Origin of the sequence: Mycolicibacterium parafortuitum (assembly GCF_002086815.1) — a bacterium.
Lineage (GTDB): Bacteria > Actinomycetota > Actinomycetes > Mycobacteriales > Mycobacteriaceae > Mycobacterium > Mycobacterium parafortuitum.
The window spans coordinates 87,672-105,443 of the sequence record NZ_MVID01000021.1 but is presented as its reverse complement, the minus strand read 5'-3'; the positions used below and the strand labels follow the sequence as shown (position 1 = coordinate 105,443).

General features: G+C 69.6%; 15 protein-coding genes. 2 read left to right on the top strand and 13 right to left on the bottom strand.

What is annotated here, in order from left to right; genetic code table 11:
- Positions 1-3: 3 nt before the first annotated feature.
- The 6 genes from ppc to BST38_RS20545 all read right to left on the bottom strand — a co-directional run bounded on the left by ppc (position 4) and on the right by BST38_RS20545 (position 7,012).
- Positions 4-2,808 carry a phosphoenolpyruvate carboxylase gene (gene ppc, locus BST38_RS20570; RefSeq protein WP_083145321.1) on the bottom strand — a complete coding sequence of 935 codons (2,805 nt, stop codon included), beginning with the start codon at positions 2,806-2,808 and terminating at the stop codon, positions 4-6.
- 74 nt (positions 2,809-2,882) lie between these two features.
- Positions 2,883-3,119 carry a preprotein translocase subunit SecG gene (secG, locus tag BST38_RS20565; RefSeq protein ID WP_083145320.1) on the bottom strand — a complete coding sequence of 79 codons (237 nt, stop codon included), beginning with the start codon at positions 3,117-3,119 and terminating at the stop codon, positions 2,883-2,885.
- Between the two features lie 31 nt (positions 3,120-3,150).
- Positions 3,151-3,936 carry a triose-phosphate isomerase gene (gene tpiA, locus BST38_RS20560; RefSeq protein WP_083145319.1) on the bottom strand — a complete coding sequence of 262 codons (786 nt, stop codon included), beginning with the start codon at positions 3,934-3,936 and terminating at the stop codon, positions 3,151-3,153.
- A 9-nt stretch (positions 3,937-3,945) separates the two neighbouring features.
- On the bottom strand, positions 3,946-5,166 hold the full coding sequence (locus BST38_RS20555) for a phosphoglycerate kinase (RefSeq protein WP_083145318.1): 1,221 nt from the start codon (positions 5,164-5,166) through the stop codon (positions 3,946-3,948).
- A 7-nt stretch (positions 5,167-5,173) separates the two neighbouring features.
- Positions 5,174-6,196, bottom strand: coding sequence for a type I glyceraldehyde-3-phosphate dehydrogenase (gene gap, locus BST38_RS20550; protein WP_083145317.1), 1,023 nt, complete (start codon positions 6,194-6,196; stop codon positions 5,174-5,176).
- Between the two features lie 102 nt (positions 6,197-6,298).
- Positions 6,299-7,012, bottom strand: a complete 714-nt coding sequence (locus BST38_RS20545; protein WP_083145316.1) for an ABC transporter substrate-binding protein — start codon at positions 7,010-7,012, stop codon at positions 6,299-6,301.
- Between the two features lie 84 nt (positions 7,013-7,096).
- Here BST38_RS20545 and BST38_RS20540 point away from each other — a divergent pair, with 84 nt between their 5' ends.
- Positions 7,097-8,605 carry an esterase/lipase family protein gene (locus BST38_RS20540; RefSeq protein ID WP_133057250.1) on the top strand — a complete coding sequence of 503 codons (1,509 nt, stop codon included), beginning with the start codon at positions 7,097-7,099 and terminating at the stop codon, positions 8,603-8,605.
- A 10-nt stretch (positions 8,606-8,615) separates the two neighbouring features.
- Here the strand turns inward: BST38_RS20540 and whiA are convergent, their stop codons facing one another.
- Genes whiA through uvrC form a run of 4 tightly spaced genes read right to left on the bottom strand, consistent with a single transcriptional unit; the run spans position 8,616 to position 13,586 of the window.
- Entirely contained in the window at positions 8,616-9,593 is a 978-nt protein-coding gene (gene whiA, locus BST38_RS20535) for a DNA-binding protein WhiA (protein WP_110781837.1), read from the bottom strand.
- The gene (locus BST38_RS20530; protein ID WP_083145314.1) at positions 9,590-10,621 is read right to left on the bottom strand and encodes a gluconeogenesis factor YvcK family protein; all 1,032 of its coding nucleotides are present in this window, start codon (positions 10,619-10,621) and stop codon (positions 9,590-9,592) included. Before BST38_RS20530 ends, whiA begins: the two co-directional genes overlap by 4 nt.
- Entirely contained in the window at positions 10,618-11,553 is a 936-nt protein-coding gene (rapZ, locus tag BST38_RS20525; protein WP_083145313.1) for an RNase adapter RapZ, read from the bottom strand. The genes BST38_RS20530 and rapZ overlap by 4 nt, the downstream gene beginning before the upstream one ends.
- Complete coding sequence (gene uvrC, locus BST38_RS20520) at positions 11,550-13,586, bottom strand: excinuclease ABC subunit UvrC (RefSeq protein ID WP_083145312.1); 2,037 nt, start codon at positions 13,584-13,586, stop codon at positions 11,550-11,552. The genes rapZ and uvrC overlap by 4 nt, the downstream gene beginning before the upstream one ends.
- A gap of 53 nt (positions 13,587-13,639) precedes the next feature.
- Between uvrC and BST38_RS20515 the strand changes: the two genes are divergently transcribed.
- Entirely contained in the window at positions 13,640-15,571 is a 1,932-nt protein-coding gene (locus BST38_RS20515) for a gamma-glutamyltransferase family protein (RefSeq protein WP_083145311.1), read from the top strand.
- Here the strand turns inward: BST38_RS20515 and BST38_RS20510 are convergent.
- The 3 genes from BST38_RS20510 to BST38_RS20500 are packed head-to-tail and all read right to left on the bottom strand — an operon-like array spanning position 15,540 to position 17,757.
- A complete protein-coding gene (locus BST38_RS20510) occupies positions 15,540-16,013 on the bottom strand; it encodes a PH domain-containing protein (protein WP_083145310.1) in 474 nt (157 codons plus the stop codon). The genes BST38_RS20515 and BST38_RS20510 overlap by 32 nt on opposite strands.
- Positions 16,010-16,489 carry a 6,7-dimethyl-8-ribityllumazine synthase gene (gene ribH, locus BST38_RS20505; protein WP_083145309.1) on the bottom strand — a complete coding sequence of 160 codons (480 nt, stop codon included), beginning with the start codon at positions 16,487-16,489 and terminating at the stop codon, positions 16,010-16,012. Before ribH ends, BST38_RS20510 begins: the two co-directional genes overlap by 4 nt.
- Positions 16,486-17,757 (bottom strand): bifunctional 3,4-dihydroxy-2-butanone-4-phosphate synthase/GTP cyclohydrolase II, encoded by a 1,272-nt coding sequence (locus BST38_RS20500; RefSeq protein WP_083145346.1) that lies wholly within the window; start codon positions 17,755-17,757, stop codon positions 16,486-16,488. Before BST38_RS20500 ends, ribH begins: the two co-directional genes overlap by 4 nt.
- Positions 17,758-17,772 lie beyond the last annotated feature (15 nt).

Genomic DNA, 17,772 nt, shown 5'->3' with positions numbered 1-17,772 from the left:
AATTCAGCCGGAGTTGCGCAGCGCGGTCGCCAGCCCGCTCATCGTCAGCAAAATGCCACGCTGGACGAGTTCGTCCTCGTCGCCGGACCGGTAGCGCCGCAGCAGTTCCACCTGCAGGTGGTTCAACGGCTCCAGATACGGGAACCGGTTGAACACCGAACGCGCCAGCGACGGGTTGTCCGCCAGCAGGTCGTCCTGTCCGGTGATCAACTTGTACATCCGGATGGTGCGGGTGTGCTCGTCGGCGATCTTGTCGAACACCCGGCGCCGCAGGTCTTCGTCCTCGACGAGCTCGGAGTAGTGGGCGGCCAGGCCGAGATCCGATTTCGCCAGCACCTGCGCCATGTTCGACAGCACGGTGGAGAAGAACGGCCAGCGTCGGTACAGGTCCTGCAGGACCTCCAGCCTGCTCTCGTCCTCGGAGATCCAGTCTTCGAACGCCGTCCCGGTGCCGTACCACCCCGGCAGCATCACCCGCGACTGGCTCCAGGCCAGCACCCACGGGATCGCCCGCAGGTCCGAGATCGACGTCGTGGGTTTGCGCGAGGTCGGCCGGCTGCCGATGTTCAGCGCGCCGATCTCGCTGACCGGCGTCGAGGCCTTGAAGTACTCGACGAACCCCGGTGTCTCGTGCACCAGTTCGCCGTACGCGCGCTGCGCGCGGGCGGCCAGGTCGTCGAGCACCGCGTACGCCGGCTCGGCCTCGTCCCCGAGGCCTTCGACATCGAGCAGGGTGGCCTCCAGCGTCGCGGCCAGCAGCGTCTCCAGGTTGCGGTGCGCGATCCTCGGCTCGGCGTACTTGGCGGCGATCACCTCACCCTGCTCGGTGATCCGCAGCGAGCCCTGCACCGCACCGGGCGGCTGGGCGAGGATCGCGTCGTAGCTCGGGCCTCCGCCGCGCCCGACCGTGCCGCCGCGCCCGTGGAACAGCCGCAACCGGATCCCGGTCTTGCGGGAGGACTCCACCAGGTCCAGCTCGGCGCGGTAGAGCGCCCAGTTCGCGGCCAGGTAGCCGCCGTCCTTGTTGGAGTCGGAGTATCCGAGCATCACCTCCTGGCTGTCGCCGCGCGCGGAGACCATCCGGCGGTACAGCGGAAGGTCGAGCGCGGCTTCCAGAATCGACGATCCGCGCTGCAGGTCGTCGATGGTCTCGAACAGCGGCACGATCCCGACAGGTGCGTACGGGTGCTCCGACGACACGTCCAGCAGGCCGGCTTCCTTGAGCATGATCGCGGCTTCGAGCATGTCGGACACCGACTGGCACATCGAGATGATGTAGTTCGGCACCGCCTGCGGCCCGAAGACGTGCACGGCCCTGGCGGCGGCGGAGACGATGTCGAGTTCCTTGCGGGCCAGTTCGGACAGTTCCGCGTCGACGCCGATCAGCGGGCGGCGGGTGCTCAGTTCGGCCGCCAGGATCTCGACGCGTTCGTCCTCGCTCAGCGACGTGTAGTCCGGATGCACACCGGCCCATGCGAGCATCTCGGCGACGACTTCCTCGTGCACATCGGAGTTCTGCCGCATGTCCAGCCCGGAGAGGTGAAACCCGAAGACCCGCACCGCTTCCCGCAGCCGGGCCAGCCGGTCGTCGGCCAGCACCGCACTGCCGTGCGCGCGCAGCGACTCGTCGATCACGTCGAGGTCGTCGAGCAGTTCGCCGGGGGACGGATACGGCTCCATGCCCAGGTCGAGTTCGTGCTCGGGCTGACGGTCCAGGATCTGCGCGGCGGTCGCGGTCAGCCGCGCGTGCGCGACGCGCAGCGCCCGCCGGTACGGTTCGTCGGCGCGGGCGGGCTCATGGCAGGAATCCGCGAGCGCGGCGAGGTCGTCGGTGATGTGCACCAGCCGCGCCGACATGGACAGTTCCTGTTCGAGCGCGGCGAACTCGGCGAAATAGTGCGCGAACGCCGTGTAGGCGGCGCTGCCGGTCGCCAGCCGCACCACGTCGGCGGTCACGTTCGGGTTGCCGTCGCGGTCTCCGCCGATCCAGGACCCGGGACGCACGATGGGCTCCTCCAGCAGCCCGGCGCCGGGCCAGCGGTCCTGCAGCGCGGCCCGCACCTCGGCGTTCACCTGGGGGATCACCTCGAAGAACGCCGCCTCGTAGTACCGCAGGCCGGTCTCGATCTCGTCCTGGATCTTCAACCGGGACAACCTGATCAGCGCGGTCTGCCACAACGTCAGGATGTTTCGGCGCAGCTCCTGCTCGACGTCGCGGCCGTCGGGGGTGGTGTCGTGGCCGCGCAGCCGCAGCCGCATCAGCTCGGTGATCCGATGCTGGGTGTCGAAGACGGTGCGCCGGCGCGTCTCGGTCGGATGCGCGGTGATCACCGGCGACACCAACGCGCCGGCCAGCGCGTCGGCGACGGTGTCGGCGTCGAGTCCGGCCTTGTCGAGTTTCAGATAGGTCGCGGCCAGCCTGCTGTCCTGCGGCGGCTTCCCCGCGGCCTCGTGGATCCGGCGGCGGCGTTCGCGGTGGATGTCCTCGGCAACGTTGGCCAGCAGCGCGAAATGGGTGAACGCGCGGATGACCGGGATGGCCCGGTGGACGTCGACGCCGTCGAACATCTTGGCCATGTCGGCGCGGTCGATCTCCGAGCGCCGGACGCGGAACGCCTCGACGCGGGCACGCTCGACGAGGTCGAACACCTCGTCGCCGTTCTGCTCGCGCACCGTGTCACCGAGGATCGTGCCGAGCAGACGGATGTCCTCGCGCATCGGCTCGGTGGCCTCCCGGCCCACCTGGGTGCGGAGCACCGCCCCGATCGGTTCCAGCGTGGTATCAGGCGAATCGGAAGCGTGGGGCACGGGATCGATTATCCGGCTTGCCCGTCCGCGTCGCAGAACGAGCAGGTCAGGACCCCGGAAAGGGTCCGGAGAGGCTAGACGCCGTACTTGATGGACAGCGCCATGCCGACGATAGAGACGATCCAGATGCCGGTGACGAAGAGCGTCACCCGGTCCAGGTTCTTCTCGACCACCGTCGAGCCGGACAGGCTGGACTGCACGCCGCCACCGAACAGGCTGGACAGACCGCCACCCTTGGCGCGATGCAGGAGGACCAGGAGCACGACCAGGACGCTGGTCACGACCAGGGTGATCTGCAGAGCCAATTGCATAGCCGCAACCTTACAACGTCAAGGACCGCACTCAGGGCAGCGGGCCGCCCGCGGCGATCGCCGACAGTGTCGCGAACTGCTCACCGTCCAGCGACGCCCCGCCGACCAGCGCGCCGTCGACGTCGCCCTGGGCGACGATCTCGCCGACGTTCTTGGCGTTGACGGAGCCGCCGTAGAGCACCCGCACACCCGCGGCGATCTCCGGCGACGCGAGGTTGGCCAACTCGTCCCTGATGGCCTTGCACACTTCCTGCGCGTCGGCAGCGCTGGCCACCCGGCCGGTGCCGATCGCCCAGACCGGTTCGTAGGCGATGACGGTCTGGCCGATCCGCTCGGCCGACAGCCCGGCCAGCGACCCGCGCAGCGAGTTCACGTTGAACTCGACGTGGTTGCCGGCCTCACGCACATCGAGCTGCTCGCCGATGCACACGATCGGCGTCAGACCGTGCTTGTGCGCGGCCTGGGCCTTCGCGGCGACCAGCTCGTCGGTCTCGCCGTGGTAGGTGCGCCGCTCGGAGTGCCCGACGACGGCGAACGTGCAGCCCAGCTTCGCCAGGAACGCGCCGCTGATCTCGCCGGTGTAGGCGCCCGAATCGTGCTGCGACAGGTCCTGCGCGCCGTAGGTGAGCCGCAGCTTGTCGCCGTCGACGAGCGTCTGCACGCTGCGCAGATCGGTGAACGGCGGGATCACCGTCACGTCGACCCGGTCGAAGTACTTGTCCGGCAACGAGAACGCGATCTTCTGAACCAGCGCGATCGCCTCGAAGTGGTTCAGGTTCATCTTCCAGTTGCCGGCGATCAGCGGCTTACGGGACAAGTCGATCTCCTAGTTGTTGGGGCGTCCCAGCACTTCGATGCCGGGCAGCGTTTTGCCCTCAAGGTATTCCAGCGACGCGCCGCCACCGGTGGAAATGTGCGAGAAACCGTCCTCGGCCAGGCCGAGTTGACGCACCGCGGCCGCGGAGTCGCCGCCACCGACGACGCTGAACGCGCCCTTCTCGGTGGCGCCGATGATGGCCTCGGCGACTCCCTTGGTGCCCGCCGCGAACGCCGGGAACTCGAACACGCCCATCGGGCCGTTCCAGAAGATGGTCTTCGCGTTGGCCAGCAGCGCGGAGAACCGGCGCACCGACTCCGGGCCGATGTCGAGGCCCATCTTGTCGTCCGGGATCTTGTCCGCCGCGACCGTCTCCGCCGGCGAATCGGCGGCGAACTTCTCGGCCACCACGATGTCGACGGGCAGGTGCAGCACGTCGCCGTAGTCGTCGAGCAGCTTGCGGCAGGTCTCGATCATGCTCTCCTCGAGCAGCGAGCTGCCCACCGAAAGCCCTTGGGCGGCAAGGAAGGTGAAGCACATGCCGCCGCCGATGATGAGGCTGTCGGCCTTGGTGGCGAGGTTCTCGATGACGGCCAGCTTGTCCGACACCTTCGATCCGCCGAGCACCACCGCGTACGGCCGCTCGCCTGCGCTGGTGAGCTGCTCGAGCACCTTGACCTCCGCGGCGACCAGCTTGCCCGCGTAGTGCGGCAGCAGCGTCGCGACGTCGTAGACCGAGGCCTGCTTGCGGTGCACGACACCGAAGCCGTCGGAAACGAAGGCGCCGTCATCCCCCACCAGTTCGACGAGGGCTTTGGCCAGCTTGAGCCGTCCGGCATCGTCCTTGCTGGTCTCACGCGGGTCGAAGCGGATGTTCTCCAGCAGCAGGATGTCGCCGTCGGTCAGGCCCTCGGCGCGCGCGAGCGCGTCGCTGCCGACCACGTCGCCGGCGAGCTGCACGTGCCGGCCGAGCTTCTCCCCCAGCGCCGCGGCCACCGGGGCCAGCGAGAACTTCGGGTCCGGCTCACCCTTGGGGCGACCGAGATGCGCGGTGACGACGACCTTGGCACCGGCGTCGCTCAACGCCTTGAGCGTCGGCACCGAGGCGATGATGCGACCCGGGTCGGTGATCGTGCCGTCGTCGAGCGGGACGTTCAGATCGGAGCGCACCAACACGCCCCGACCCGAAACACCCTCGGACAACAGGTCGTCGAGTGACTTGATCCCCATCGCGCTGTTAGAGCGACTTGCCGACCAGGCCGACGAGGTCGACGAGGCGGTTGGAGTAGCCCCACTCGTTGTCGTACCACGAGACGACCTTGGCCTGGTTGTCGATGACCTTGGTCAGACCCGAGTCGAAGATCGAGCTGTGCGGGTCGGTGACGATGTCGCTGGAGACGATCGGCGCGTCGTAGTACTTGAGGATGCCCTTGAGCGGTCCTTCGGCGGCGGCCTTCATCGCGGCGTTGATCTCGTCGACGGTGGCCGACTTGCTCAGCTCGGCGGTCAGGTCGGTGACCGAGCCGGTCGGGATCGGCACGCGCAGCGCGTAGCCGTCGAGCTTGCCCTTGAGCTCGGGCAGCACCAGGCCGATGGCCTTGGCGGCGCCGGTGGAGGTCGGCACGATGTTCAGCGCGGCGGCGCGGGCGCGGCGCAGATCCTTGTGCGGGCCGTCCTGCAGGTTCTGGTCCTGGGTGTAGGCGTGGATCGTGGTCATCAGACCCTTGACGATGCCGAACTCGTCGTTGATGACCTTGGCCAGCGGGCCGAGGCAGTTCGTGGTGCACGACGCGTTGGAGATGATGTTCTGGCTGCCGTCGTACTTGTCGTCGTTGACGCCGAGCACGATGGTGATGTCCTCGTCGCTGGCGGGCGCGGAGATGATGACCTTCTTCGCGCCGGCGTCGAGGTGACCCTGCGCCTTGGCGCGAGCGGTGAAGATGCCGGTCGACTCGACGACGACGTCGACACCGAGGTCGCCCCAGGGCAGCGCCGCCGGGCCTTCCTTGACCTCGAGCGCCTTGATCTTGGTGTCGCCGACGACGATGGTGTCCTCGCCTTCGAGGCTGACGTCGTAGGGCAGCCGGCCCAGGATCGAGTCGAACTTCAGCAGGTGCGCCAGCGTGGCGTTGTCGGTGAGGTCGTTGACCGCGACGATCTCGATGTCGGTGTTCTTGCCTTCGGCCTTCTGCGCGTCCAGCGCGCGGAAGAAGTTGCGTCCGATACGGCCGAAACCGTTCACGCCTACCCGGATCGTCACGTCTGTCTCCTCTGCCTAGTGGCTCATTCATGAAACTTCGGCAATGCTCGCCGCCAGCCTAGTAGTACCCCTTCCACCTGCGCTCAGTCCCCCCTGCCGGGGTCAGAGCACGCCCAGACTCTGGTCGACGTAGGGGTTGCCGAGCCACCTGCGGCGGATCCGCTGCAGTGTGCCGTCGTCCTCCAATTCGGCCTGCGCCACCTGCAACCGGGCCAGCAGTTGCTGGTTATCCGGGTTGACGGCGATCGCGATGTCCTCGACCGACAGACCGCGCTGCACCAGGTCGACCTGCGGGACGTCGCGGACGAGCTCGGCCAGTGCCGGCGCCAGCTTCATCACCGCATCGCAGCCGCCGGTGACCAGGTCGGCGATCGCGGTGCTGATCGCGCCGTAGTCGTAGACCCGCACGCGCGCGGCCTTGCCCGCCGCGACGAGGTCGGCGGCGATGCGCTCGCTGGTGTTGCCCCGCTGCACGCCGATCGTCAGGCCGTCCAGGTCGTCGACGGAGCGCACCTGCGGCAGCCGTTCGGTGTCGACAGCGAGTCCCTGGCCCGCGATCAGGTACGGCGGCAGGAACGCGGCGCGGGTCTGCCGCTCGGGGGTGACGGTGATGCCGCCGACGACGCAGTCGAACTCCCCCACCGCGAGATGGTCGAAGATCGCGTCGAGATCCGCGCAGTCGTAGGTGATGAACTCGACGTCGTCGCCGATCGCGTGGGCGAGCGCGGTCATCACCTCGATCTCCAGGCCGGTGTGTCCGGGCATTGCGTTGAACGGCGGATCCGGATAGGCCACCCCGACTCGCAGCGTCGTCATGCCTTCAAACCTAGGTCGCATCGGCGGCGAACCGCTATGGTCCTGGCAATCCCGGAGAAAGGCCTGGTGGTGGACGCACGCCCGATGAGACTCGTTCTGGCCGCGGCGATGTTGTCCTCCTGGGCGGTGATCGGACTCTCGGCAGGTGTCGCCCATGCCGACGACGACACCTCGGGGTCCGCGGCGAGCAGCGGCGCCGCTTCACAGACCGACCGCGTGCAGACCGACCGCGTCGACCGGGTGCCCGCGAAGCCGTCGCGCCCGGCGAGAAGCAGCGCCGACACCGCAAAGCCGGACGGGACCGAGACGTCCGGGGACAGCACGGACAACAGAACCGCCAAGACCACCCGCGACCGGGCCGGCGCGGCCGGGGAAACCGAGGAAGCCGAGGCGGTGGACAACGACGCCGAGGCGGTGGACAACGTTGTCGAGTTCCGGCCCCGCACACCGCTGCGCACCGCGGCCATTCGCGACACAGCGGACACCGAGAACCCGGCAGACACCGCCGACGCAGCAGACGCAGCAGAGGCCCCGCCTGTTCGCCCGACCCTCGGCAGGCAACTGGTCGGCGGGGTCTCCGACGTCGGCACCATCGTCGTGTCGGTGGTGCACGCCGCGGCCACGGCCGTCGCCGAGGCCGTCGGCCCGGACGCGTTCTACGGTGTCCCCCACCTGTTGGCCACGATCGTGGCCAACACCGCGGCGGCCGTCGGCCGCACGCTGGTCGGCGGCCGGTTGCACGAGCCGGACACCGACCAGCATTCCGTCGGCTACGGCCTGCTCGACATGCGCGGGTTGTTCGACCCGACGAAGCCACCGCCCGGCGCGAACGACCCGACGACGACGGTCACCGACGAGCATCCGCTGCCGGTCATCCTGCTGAACTCGACGGTGCTGACCCAGGGCGTCAACTGGTATGCCGGGGCGCCGGCGCTGGCCGGCGCGGGCTACAAGGTCTACACGTTCAACTACGGCAACGTGACCTCGAACCCGCGCTTCCCGCTCCAGTCGATCGCCGACATCAGGAGGTCTGCCGCCGAACTCGACGCCGAGATCAACCGGGTGCTCATCGAGACCGGGGCCCCGCAGGTCATCCTGATCGGGCACTCGCAGGGCGGCGGCGCGCTGCCCTCGTACTACATCAACGCCATGGGTGGCGCCGCGAAGGTCTCCCAGCTGATCGGTATCGGGCCGGGCCACCACGGCACCGACTTCATGGGTCTGGTCGGCCTGGTGCTGAAACTGCCGATCCTGCGCCAGCTCTACATCGGGATCTCCGAGGCCATCGCGCCCGCCTTCTACCAGCAGTCCGTCGGCTCGCCGTTCCTCGACGAGGTCTACGGCGACGGGGACACCCGTCCCGGCGTGCTGTACACGAACATCAGCACGGTCTACGACGAGGTCGCGACCCCGTACACGAACCAGGCGCTCGACGGCCCGAACGTGACGAACATCGTGCTGCAGGACCGCCACCCCGGGCTGCTGCTGGGGCACCTGAACATGGTGACCAGCCCGCTCACCTGGGCCGTGGTGCTGGAGGCACTGGCGGCCAACCCGGCAGCCAACCGGGTGCCGCTGACCGTCGCGGCCTAGAAACCGAGGCTCAGGCGTCTTCGAGCAGGTCCGGCGTCACCGCGGACTCGGTGTCCGGAATGCCCTCCTGCTTGGCCTTGCGGTCGGCCATCGACAGCAGGCGCCGAATCCGTCCTGCCACAGCGTCTTTGGTCATCGGCGGATCGGCGAGCCGGCCCAGCTCCTCCAGAGAGGCCTGCCGGTGCGCGACCCGCAGCGTGCCCGCGGCGGCGAGATGGTCGGGGACGCCGTCCCCGAGGATCTCCAGCGCGCGTTCCACCCGGGCGGCAGCGGCGACCGCGGCGCGGGCCGAGCGCCGCAGGTTCGCGTCGTCGAAGTTGGCGAGCCGGTTGGCGGTCGCGCGCACCTCGCGGCGCATGCGCCGCTCTTCCCACGTCAGCCGGGTGTCCTGGGCGCCCATCCGGGTCAGCAGCGCGCCGATGGCCTCGCCGTCGCGCACCACCACCCGGTCGCTGCCGCGCACCTCGCGCGCCTTCGCGCTGACCCCGAGCCGCCGTGCCGCGCCGACCAGGGCCAGCGCCGCCTCCGGTCCGGGGCAGCTGACCTCCAGCGCCGACGAGCGACCGGGTTCGGTCAGCGAACCGTGGGCCAAAAACGCTCCGCGCCAAGCGGCTTCGGCGTCGGCGACACTGCCGCCGACGACCTGGGCGGGCAGCCCGCGCACCGGGCGGCCACGCAGATCCAGCAGGCCGGTCTGGCGGGCCAGCGCCTCCCCGTCCTTGGCGACGCGCACCACATAGCGGGTGCTCTTGCGGATCCCGCCGGCCGACAGGACGTGCACGACGGCGTTGTAGCCGTACAGGTCGTAGATGTCCTTGCGCAGCCGGCGCGCGATGATCCCGAGGTCGACCTCGGCCTCGACGACGACGCGGCCCGACACGATGTGCAGGCCGCCGGCGAACCGCAGCAGCGAGGCCACCTCGGCGCGGCGGGCACTCACCGAGTTGACCACCAAGCGGCTCAGCTCATCCTTGACCTCGGCTGTCATCGCCACGGGTCGTCACCTCTCGGTCCGTTCACTGTCTGGGTGGGCTGCGCTGTCGCAGCGGGTTCCTCCGGGTCGGCCGACATGCCCCGCCTGCGGACGCCCTCCAAGGCCGCGGCCAACCTCGCCGGATCATGTAAAGGTGTACCAGGTCTGGAGACATCGGCGAACTCGACCTCGGCGCCCAGAATCGAGGCGGTGCGGCGAAGTTGGTCACGGTCCCGGTCACCGACCACCCGCGCCGAGTCCACGATGATGTCGTGCACCGTGAAACCGGGGGCATGTTGGGCCAGCACGTGGATGTGGCGTTCCACCGAGAAGCCCGCGGTCTCCCCCGGCTCGGCGACCAGGTTCAGCACCAGCGCGCGCCGGGCCGTGGTGGCCTGCAGCGCCGCGATCAGCTGAGGCACGAGCACGTGCGGGATCACACTGGTGAACCACGACCCCGGGCCGAGGACGACGAGATCGGCGTTCATGATCGCGTCGATCGCCTGGTGGGTGGCCGGCGGATCCGGTGGGATCAGCCTGACCCGACGAACCTTGCCGACCGTGGTCGCGATCGCCACCTGGCCGCGGATGGCGCGGCTGACCCGCGGATCGGATTCGAGGCCGACCACGTCGGCCTCGATGCTCAGCCCCATCGGGCACATCGGCAACACCCGGCCCTTGACGCCGAGGATGCGGCCGAGCTCGTCGAGTGCGGCGACCGGGTCGGCGAGGACCTCGTTGAGGCCGGCGAGCATCAGGTTGCCGATCGGATGCCCGGCCAGCGCACCGCTGCCGCCGAAGCGGTGCTGGATGATGGTGGCCCACAACCGGCCGTGCGGGCTGTCGGATGCCAACGCCGCCAACGCCATTCGCAGATCACCGGGTGGCACCACGTCGAGTTCGTTGCGAAGCCGCCCCGACGAGCCGCCGTCGTCGGCGACGGTCACGATCGCGGTGACGTGCGGGGTCAACCGGCGTGCGGCGGACAGCGTCGCATACAGCCCGTGGCCGCCACCGAGCGCGACGATGCGGGGGCTGCTCATTCGCGCCCCAGATCGCGGTGCAGCACGCGCACCGTCAGCGCGGGTCCGCTCTGCAGCCGTTCAGCCAACGCCTCGGCCATCGCCACACTGCGGTGTTTACCGCCGGTGCAGCCGATCGCGACCGTCATGTAGCGCTTGCCCTCCCGGCGGTATCCGTCGATGACGACGTTGAGCAGCTGATGGTAGGAGTCCAGGAACTCGACGGCACCGGCCTGTCCCAGCACGTAGTCGCGAACCTCGGGGTGTTGCCCGGTGTGCGGGCGCAACTGGTCTATCCAATGCGGATTGGGCAGGAACCGGACATCCATCACGGTGTCGGCGTCCATCGGCAGGCCGTACTTGTAGCCGAACGACTCGACGGTGACGCTGGTGGCCGACACGGTCTCCGCGGCGAACGCGCGCTCGATGCTCTCGCGCAGCCCGTGCACCGACAGCGAAGACGTGTCGATGACCAGATCGGCCGAGGCCCGCACCGGGGCCAGCAACGCCCGCTCGGCGGCGATGCCCTCGGCCAGCGTCTGGTTGCCCTGCAACGGATGGCTGCGCCGGTTCTGCTCGTAGCGACGGACCAGGATGTCGTCGGAGGCCTCCAGGAACACGACCCTGGGCACGATGTTGCGTGTGGCCAGTTCGCTGCGCACCCAGTCCAGGTCGCCGGTGAACCCGCGCGAGCGGACGTCCATCACGGCGGCGAGCTGGGTGATGCGCGAGCCCGCGGCCAGGCCGAGATCGACCATCCGCGCGATCAGTTCGGGTGGAAGGTTGTCGGCGACATACCAGCCGAGGTCTTCGAGCACCTTGGCCGCCGTGCCGCGGCCCGCTCCGGACATGCCGGTGACCAGGACCACGTCGATTCCGTTGTCGATGGACTCGTCGTCGACAGCACTGTCAACTTCCCCGCGCAGTTCGTCGTGCATGCCCTGCCTAGTCATCCCGTTACCGTGCTCTGATCATTGCCGATAACCGCGGCAGCCGCCTGCGAATCGGGGTCGGCATCCGGTGCTGCGCCGAGTGCCTCCAGCACCGCCCGCGCCGTCGCGGCCCCGATCCCGGGCACCGCCGTGATCTCCTCCACCGACGCCTGCTTGATCTTGGCCAGCGAACCGAAGTGCGTCACCAGCGCCTTGCGCCGGTGCTCGCCGAGCCCGCGCACCGAATCGAGCGCCGACGCCGTCATTCGCTTCGACCGCTTGCTGCGGTGATACGAGATCGCGAACCGGTGCGCCTCGTCGCGGACCCGCTGCAACAGGTAGAGCCCGTCACTGTTGCGCGGGAAGATCAACGGATCCGGTTCCGCGGGCACCCACACCTCTTCCAGACGTTTGGCCAGGCCGATCACCGCGACATCGCTGATCCCGAGCTCGTCGAGGACCGCCTGCGCGGCGTTGACCTGCGGCCCGCCGCCGTCGACGACGAACAGGTTGGGCGGATAGGCGAACCTACGCGGTCTGCCCTCCGGAGCCGCCCCGGTGGCGGCATCAGCGCCGGCGACCGTCTCGTCGGGCTCCTGCGCGTCGCGCAGGTGCCGGTGGAACCGGCGCCGGGTCACCTCCGCGATCGACGCGACGTCGTCGGAGCGGCCGTCGCCCGCGGCCTCCCGGATCGCGAAGTGCCGGTAGTCCGACTTGCGCGGCAGCCCGTCCTCGAACACCACCAGCGACGCGACCACGTCGGTGCCCTGCACGTGGCTGATGTCGATGCACTCGATGCGCAACGGCGCGTCCTGCAGCCCCAGCGTCTCCTGAATACTCTGCAGCGCAGCGCTTCTGGCGGTGAAATCGCCGGCCCGCTTGAGCTTGTGCTGGTTCAGTGCCTGCTCGGCGTTGCGCTTGACGGTCTCGGCCAACGCCTTCTTGTCGCCACGCTGGGGCACCCGCAGCGTGACCCGCGACCCGCGCAGCCCGCTCAGCCACGTCTCCAGCTCGTGCGCCGTCTCGGGCAGGCAGGGCACCAGCACCTCCCGGGGTACCGGGTTGGTGGCCTCGTCGCCGCCGGCGTCGCTGGCGCCGCCGAGCGCGTGCTGGTCGCCGTAGAACTGGGTCAGGAACTGCTCGACGAGATACTCCAGCGTCGATTCGCCTGGCTCGCCGGACTTTTCGATCACCCAGCCGCGCTGGCCGCGCACCCGTCCGCCGCGCACGTGGAACACCTGCACCGCGGCCTCGAGTTCGTCGTCGGCGAAGGCCACCACATCGGCGTCGGTGCCGTCGCCGAGCACGACGGTCTGCTTCTCCATCGCGCGGCGCATCGCGCCGATGTCGTCGCGCAACCGGGCGGCGCGCTCGAAGTCGAGCTCCTCGGCCGCGGCGTTCATCTGGCGTTCCATGTCGCGAATCAGCTTGTCGGTCTTGCCCGCGAGGAAGTCGCAGAAGTCGAGCACGATCCTGCGGTGCTGCTCGGCATCGACGCGCCCGACGCACGGCGCGGAGCACTTGTCGATGTAGCCGAGCAGACACGGCCGGTCAATCTGGCTATGCCGCTTGAAGACTCCGTTCGAGCAGGTGCGCGCCGGGAACACCCGGGTCAGCAGGTCGAGCGTCTCGCGGATCGCCCAGGCATGCGAGTACGGACCGAAGTAACGCACACCTTTACGGCGCGGACCCCGGTACACCTTCAGCCGCGGATACTCCTCGTTGAGGGTCACCGCGAGCACCGGATAGGACTTGTCGTCGCGGTAGCGGATGTTGAACCGCGGATCGAATTCCTTGATCCAGTTGTACTCCAGCTGCAGCGCCTCGACCTCGGTGCCGACCACCGTCCACTCGACGCTGGCCGCCGTGGTCACCATCTGCCGGGTGCGCGGCGCCAGACCGGAGATGTCGGCGAAGTACGAGTTGAGCCTGCTGCGCAGACTCTTGGCCTTGCCGACGTAGATGACCCGCCCGTGCGGGTCGCGGAAACGGTAGACGCCCGGTTCGACGGGGATGGACCCGGGAGCGGGTCGGTACGTCGCTGGATCGGGCACGGTCCCAGGTTACTGCCGGGTCCCGACGGGGTAGATCCACCTCCGTGGCAGTGATGAGGGGCACCCGCCTCCTGACGGCCTCTCTGCTGGGGCTGACGCTGATCGTCGCCGGTTGCGCGGCGACGCAGGACACACCGGCCGCTGCGCAAGGACCGTGCGACATCGCCGCCGACGGGGCGTCCGAGACGAGATCGGACGCCCGCCAGGACGAGTCCGACCCCGAAACCGCGACCGGCTACCGCTCCGGCATGACGGCGGTGCAGACCCGGACCTACGCGGTCGCCACCGCCAATCCACTGGCCACCCGGGCCGCGTGTGAGGTGCTGCGCGACGGCGGCACCGCGGCCGACGCACTGGTCACCGCGCAGGCGGTGCTCGGCCTCGTCGAGCCGCAGTCGTCGGGGCTCGGCGGTGGCGGATTCCTGCTGTACTACGACGCGGCCACCGACTCGGTGCAGGCCTTCGACGGCCGCGAGGTCGCCCCGGCCGCAGCCACCGAGAACTATCTGCGCTGGGTGTCCGACACCGACCGGACCGAGCCGCTGCCGGACGCGAGGGCGTCCGGACGCTCGATCGGGGTGCCCGGGATCGTGCGGATGCTCGCCGACGTGCACGCCGAGCACGGCCGAACCCCGTGGCGGGAGCTGTTCTCCCCCGCCGTCCGGTTGGCCGACGACGGCTTCGACGTCAGCCCGCGGCTGGCGGCGGCCATCGCCGACGCGGCGCCCAGGCTCGCGGCCGACGAGGACGCGGCGGCCTACTTCCTGAACCCCGACGGCAGCGCGAAGACCGCACAGACCCGGCTGACCAATCCGGCCTACGCGAAGACGCTGGGTGCCATCGCCACCGATCCCGCCGCGTTCTACACCGGTGACATCGCCCGCGACATCGTGGCCGCGGTCGCGGATCCGTCCGGTGGCCGCACCCCCGGTCTGATGACGCTGGAGGATCTCGCCGGGTACACCGCGAAACCCCGCCAGGCGGTCTGCACGCCGTACCGGGGCAAGGAGATCTGCGGCATGCCGCCGCCGTCGTCGGGCGGGATCGCCGTCGCGGCGACCCTCGGCATGCTGGAGCGGTTCCCGATGGCGCAGTACGCCCCCACCGACGTCGACCGCGACGGTGGGCGGCCGACGGTGCTGGGCGTGCATCTGATCTCCGAGGCCGAGCGGCTGGCATACGCCGACCGGGACCGCTACGTCGCCGACACCGACTTCGTGCCGTTGCCCGGTGGGTCACCGGACCTCCTGCTGGGCAGCGACTACCTGGCCGGGCGCGCCGCGCTGATCTCGACCGAGAAGGCCATGGGCACCGCCGAGCCCGGCGCCTTCGGCCCACCGGCCGCCCCGGTCGCGCCGGTACCCGAACACGGCACCAGCCACGTCAGCGTCGTCGACGCGCAGGGCAACGCGGCGTCGCTGACGACCACCGTCGAATCGGCGTTCGGCTCGTTCCACATGGTGGACGGCTTCCTGCTGAACAATCAGCTGACCGACTTCTCCGCCGAACCCGCCGGCCCGGACGGCGTGCCGGTGGCCAACCGGGTCGAGCCCGGGAAACGGCCGCGCAGCACGATGGCGCCGACGCTGATCTTCACCCCGGCCGGGCCCGGGACGCGCCGCGAGCTGTACGGAGTCGTGGGCTCACCGGGCGGTGCGACGATCATCCAGTTCGTCGTCAAAACCGTGGTGGGAATGCTCGATTGGGATCTGGATCCGCAGCAGGCGGTGTCGATGGTCGACTTCGGTGCGGACAACTCGCCCGAGACCAACGTCGGCGGCGAGCACCCGGTGATCGACACCTCAGATGACGGCGGCAACGACCCGCTGGTGCGGGGGCTGAGAGAACTCGGCCACAAGGTGGACCTGGCCGATCAGTCCAGCGGACTGTCCGCGATCGTGCGGGCACCCGGCGGCTGGATCGGCGGTGCCGACCCGCGCCGTGAGGGCGCGGTCACGGGTGATGTGGGCGGCCCTGCGAGTTGAGATCACGCGTGTAGCGGTCCAGAAGAGCACGCACCTGGTCCATCGCGTCGATCGCGCGGGCCTTGTCGACGGCCTGGATCGCCATCACCGGGACGTACTCGTCGTCCGGCAGATCGAGCCGGGCCCAGCGGGCACCCGGGTGAAACGATATGTCGACGACGGTGTCCCACGGAAAAAGTCGATAGCCCAACAGGTTTCGTACCGCCACTCCGGCCGGACCGACCCGAAGCCGCGGTCGCGCGAACAGCGTCACCAGCGCGGCGATCACGACACCCACCGACGCGATCGCGATCTGATCGGCGGTGCGGAAGAACACCCCGGTGGACCCGATCTTCAGCAGGGCGCCGACCGTGACATGCGCGCCGACGATGATCACCGCGGCGCCCCAGGCGAAGATCGGGGTCAGGTGCGGTTTGACCTCCAGGTCCCAGTCGCCACTCATGAGCCGGCGGCGAGTTGGCGCAGCGTCAGCGCGGTCGACAGCGCCGCCGCGGCCGCCTGGGCGCCCTTGTCCTCGCCGGACCCGGGCAGCCCGGCGCGGTCGAGCGCCTGGTGTTCGGTGTTCACGGTGAGCACCCCGTTGGCGACCGGGGTGGACGCATCCAGCGACACCCGGGTCAGACCCTGCGTGACGGCATCACAGACGTAGTCGAAATGCGGTGTCTCACCGCGGATCACCACACCGAGGGCGACCACGGCGTCATGGGTCTGGGCGAGCGCCTGCGCGACGACGGGGATCTCGATCGCGCCGAGCACCCGCACCACGGTCGGGTCGCTGATCCCGGCCTCCTCGGCGACCTTGACCGCGCCGGCGAGCAGCGCGTCGCAGATCTTTTCGTGCCAGGTGCTGGCCACGATGCCGAGCTTGACGTCCTTGGCATCGAGCGGGGGCAGGTCGGGAACTCCCTGGCCGCTCATACCGCGCCGCCGAACTCGCCCGGGACGGCTTCGTCGAAGTCCTCGAGGCCGACCAGGTCGTGGCCCATCCGGTCGCGCTTCGTCATCAGGTAGCGGATGTTCTCCGCGTTGGCCCGCACCGGCAGCGGCACCCGCTCGATGATGTGCAGGCCATAGCCGTCGAGGCCGACCCGCTTGGCCGGGTTGTTGGTCAGCAGGCGCATCGACCGCACCCCGAGGTCGACGAGGATCTGCGCACCGGTGCCGTAGTCGCGGGCGTCGGCGGGGAGCCCGAGCTTGAGGTTCGCGTCGACCGTGTCCTCGCCGGCGTCCTGCAGCTGATAGGCCTGCAGCTTGTGCATGAGCCCGATGCCGCGGCCCTCGTGGCCGCGCATGTAGAGCACGATGCCGCGGCCCTCGCGCGCGACCATCGCCAGCGCGGCGTCGAGTTGCGGACCGCAGTCGCAGCGGCGCGAGCCGAACACGTCACCGGTCAGGCACTCCGAGTGCACGCGCACCAGCACGTCGTGCCCGTCGCTGTGCGGGCCCGCGATGTCGCCCTTGACCAGTGCGACGTGCTCGACGTCCTCGTAGATGCTGGTGTAGCCGACGGCGCGGAACTCGCCGTGGCGGGTCGGGATGCGCGCCTCGGCGACCCGCGCGATGTGCTTCTCGTGCTTGCGCCGCCACTCGATCAGGTCGGCGATCGAGATCAGCGCGAGACCGTGCTCGTCGGCGAAGATCCGCAGCTCGTCGGTCTGCGCCATCGCGCCTTCGTCCTTCTGGCTGACGATCTCGCAGATCGCGCCCGCGGGCTGCAGACCGGCGAGCCGGGCCAGATCGACGGCGGCCTCGGTGTGGCCCGGCCTGCGCAGCACGCCACCGTCCTTGGCGCGCAACGGCACCACGTGACCGGGTTTGGTGAAGTCGTCGGCGACCGCGTCGGGATCGGCGAGCAGCCGCATCGTCGTGGCCCGGTCCATCGCCGAGATACCGGTCCCGACACCCTTTTTCGCGTCGACGGTCACGGTGTAGGCGGTCTGGTGCTTGTCCTGGTTGACCGCGTACATCGGCAGCAGGCCGAGCCGGTCGCAGATGTCACCGGCCAGTGGGACGCACAGGTACCCGGAGGTGTAGCGCACCATGAACGCCACCAGTTCGGGTGTGGCTTTCTCGGCGGCGAAGATCAGGTCGCCCTCGTTCTCCCGGTCCTCGTCGTCGATGACGACCACGGCCTTGCCTGCGGCTATGTCGGCAACCGCACGCTCGACCGAATCCAGCCTCGTCATCTTCACCACCCTTGC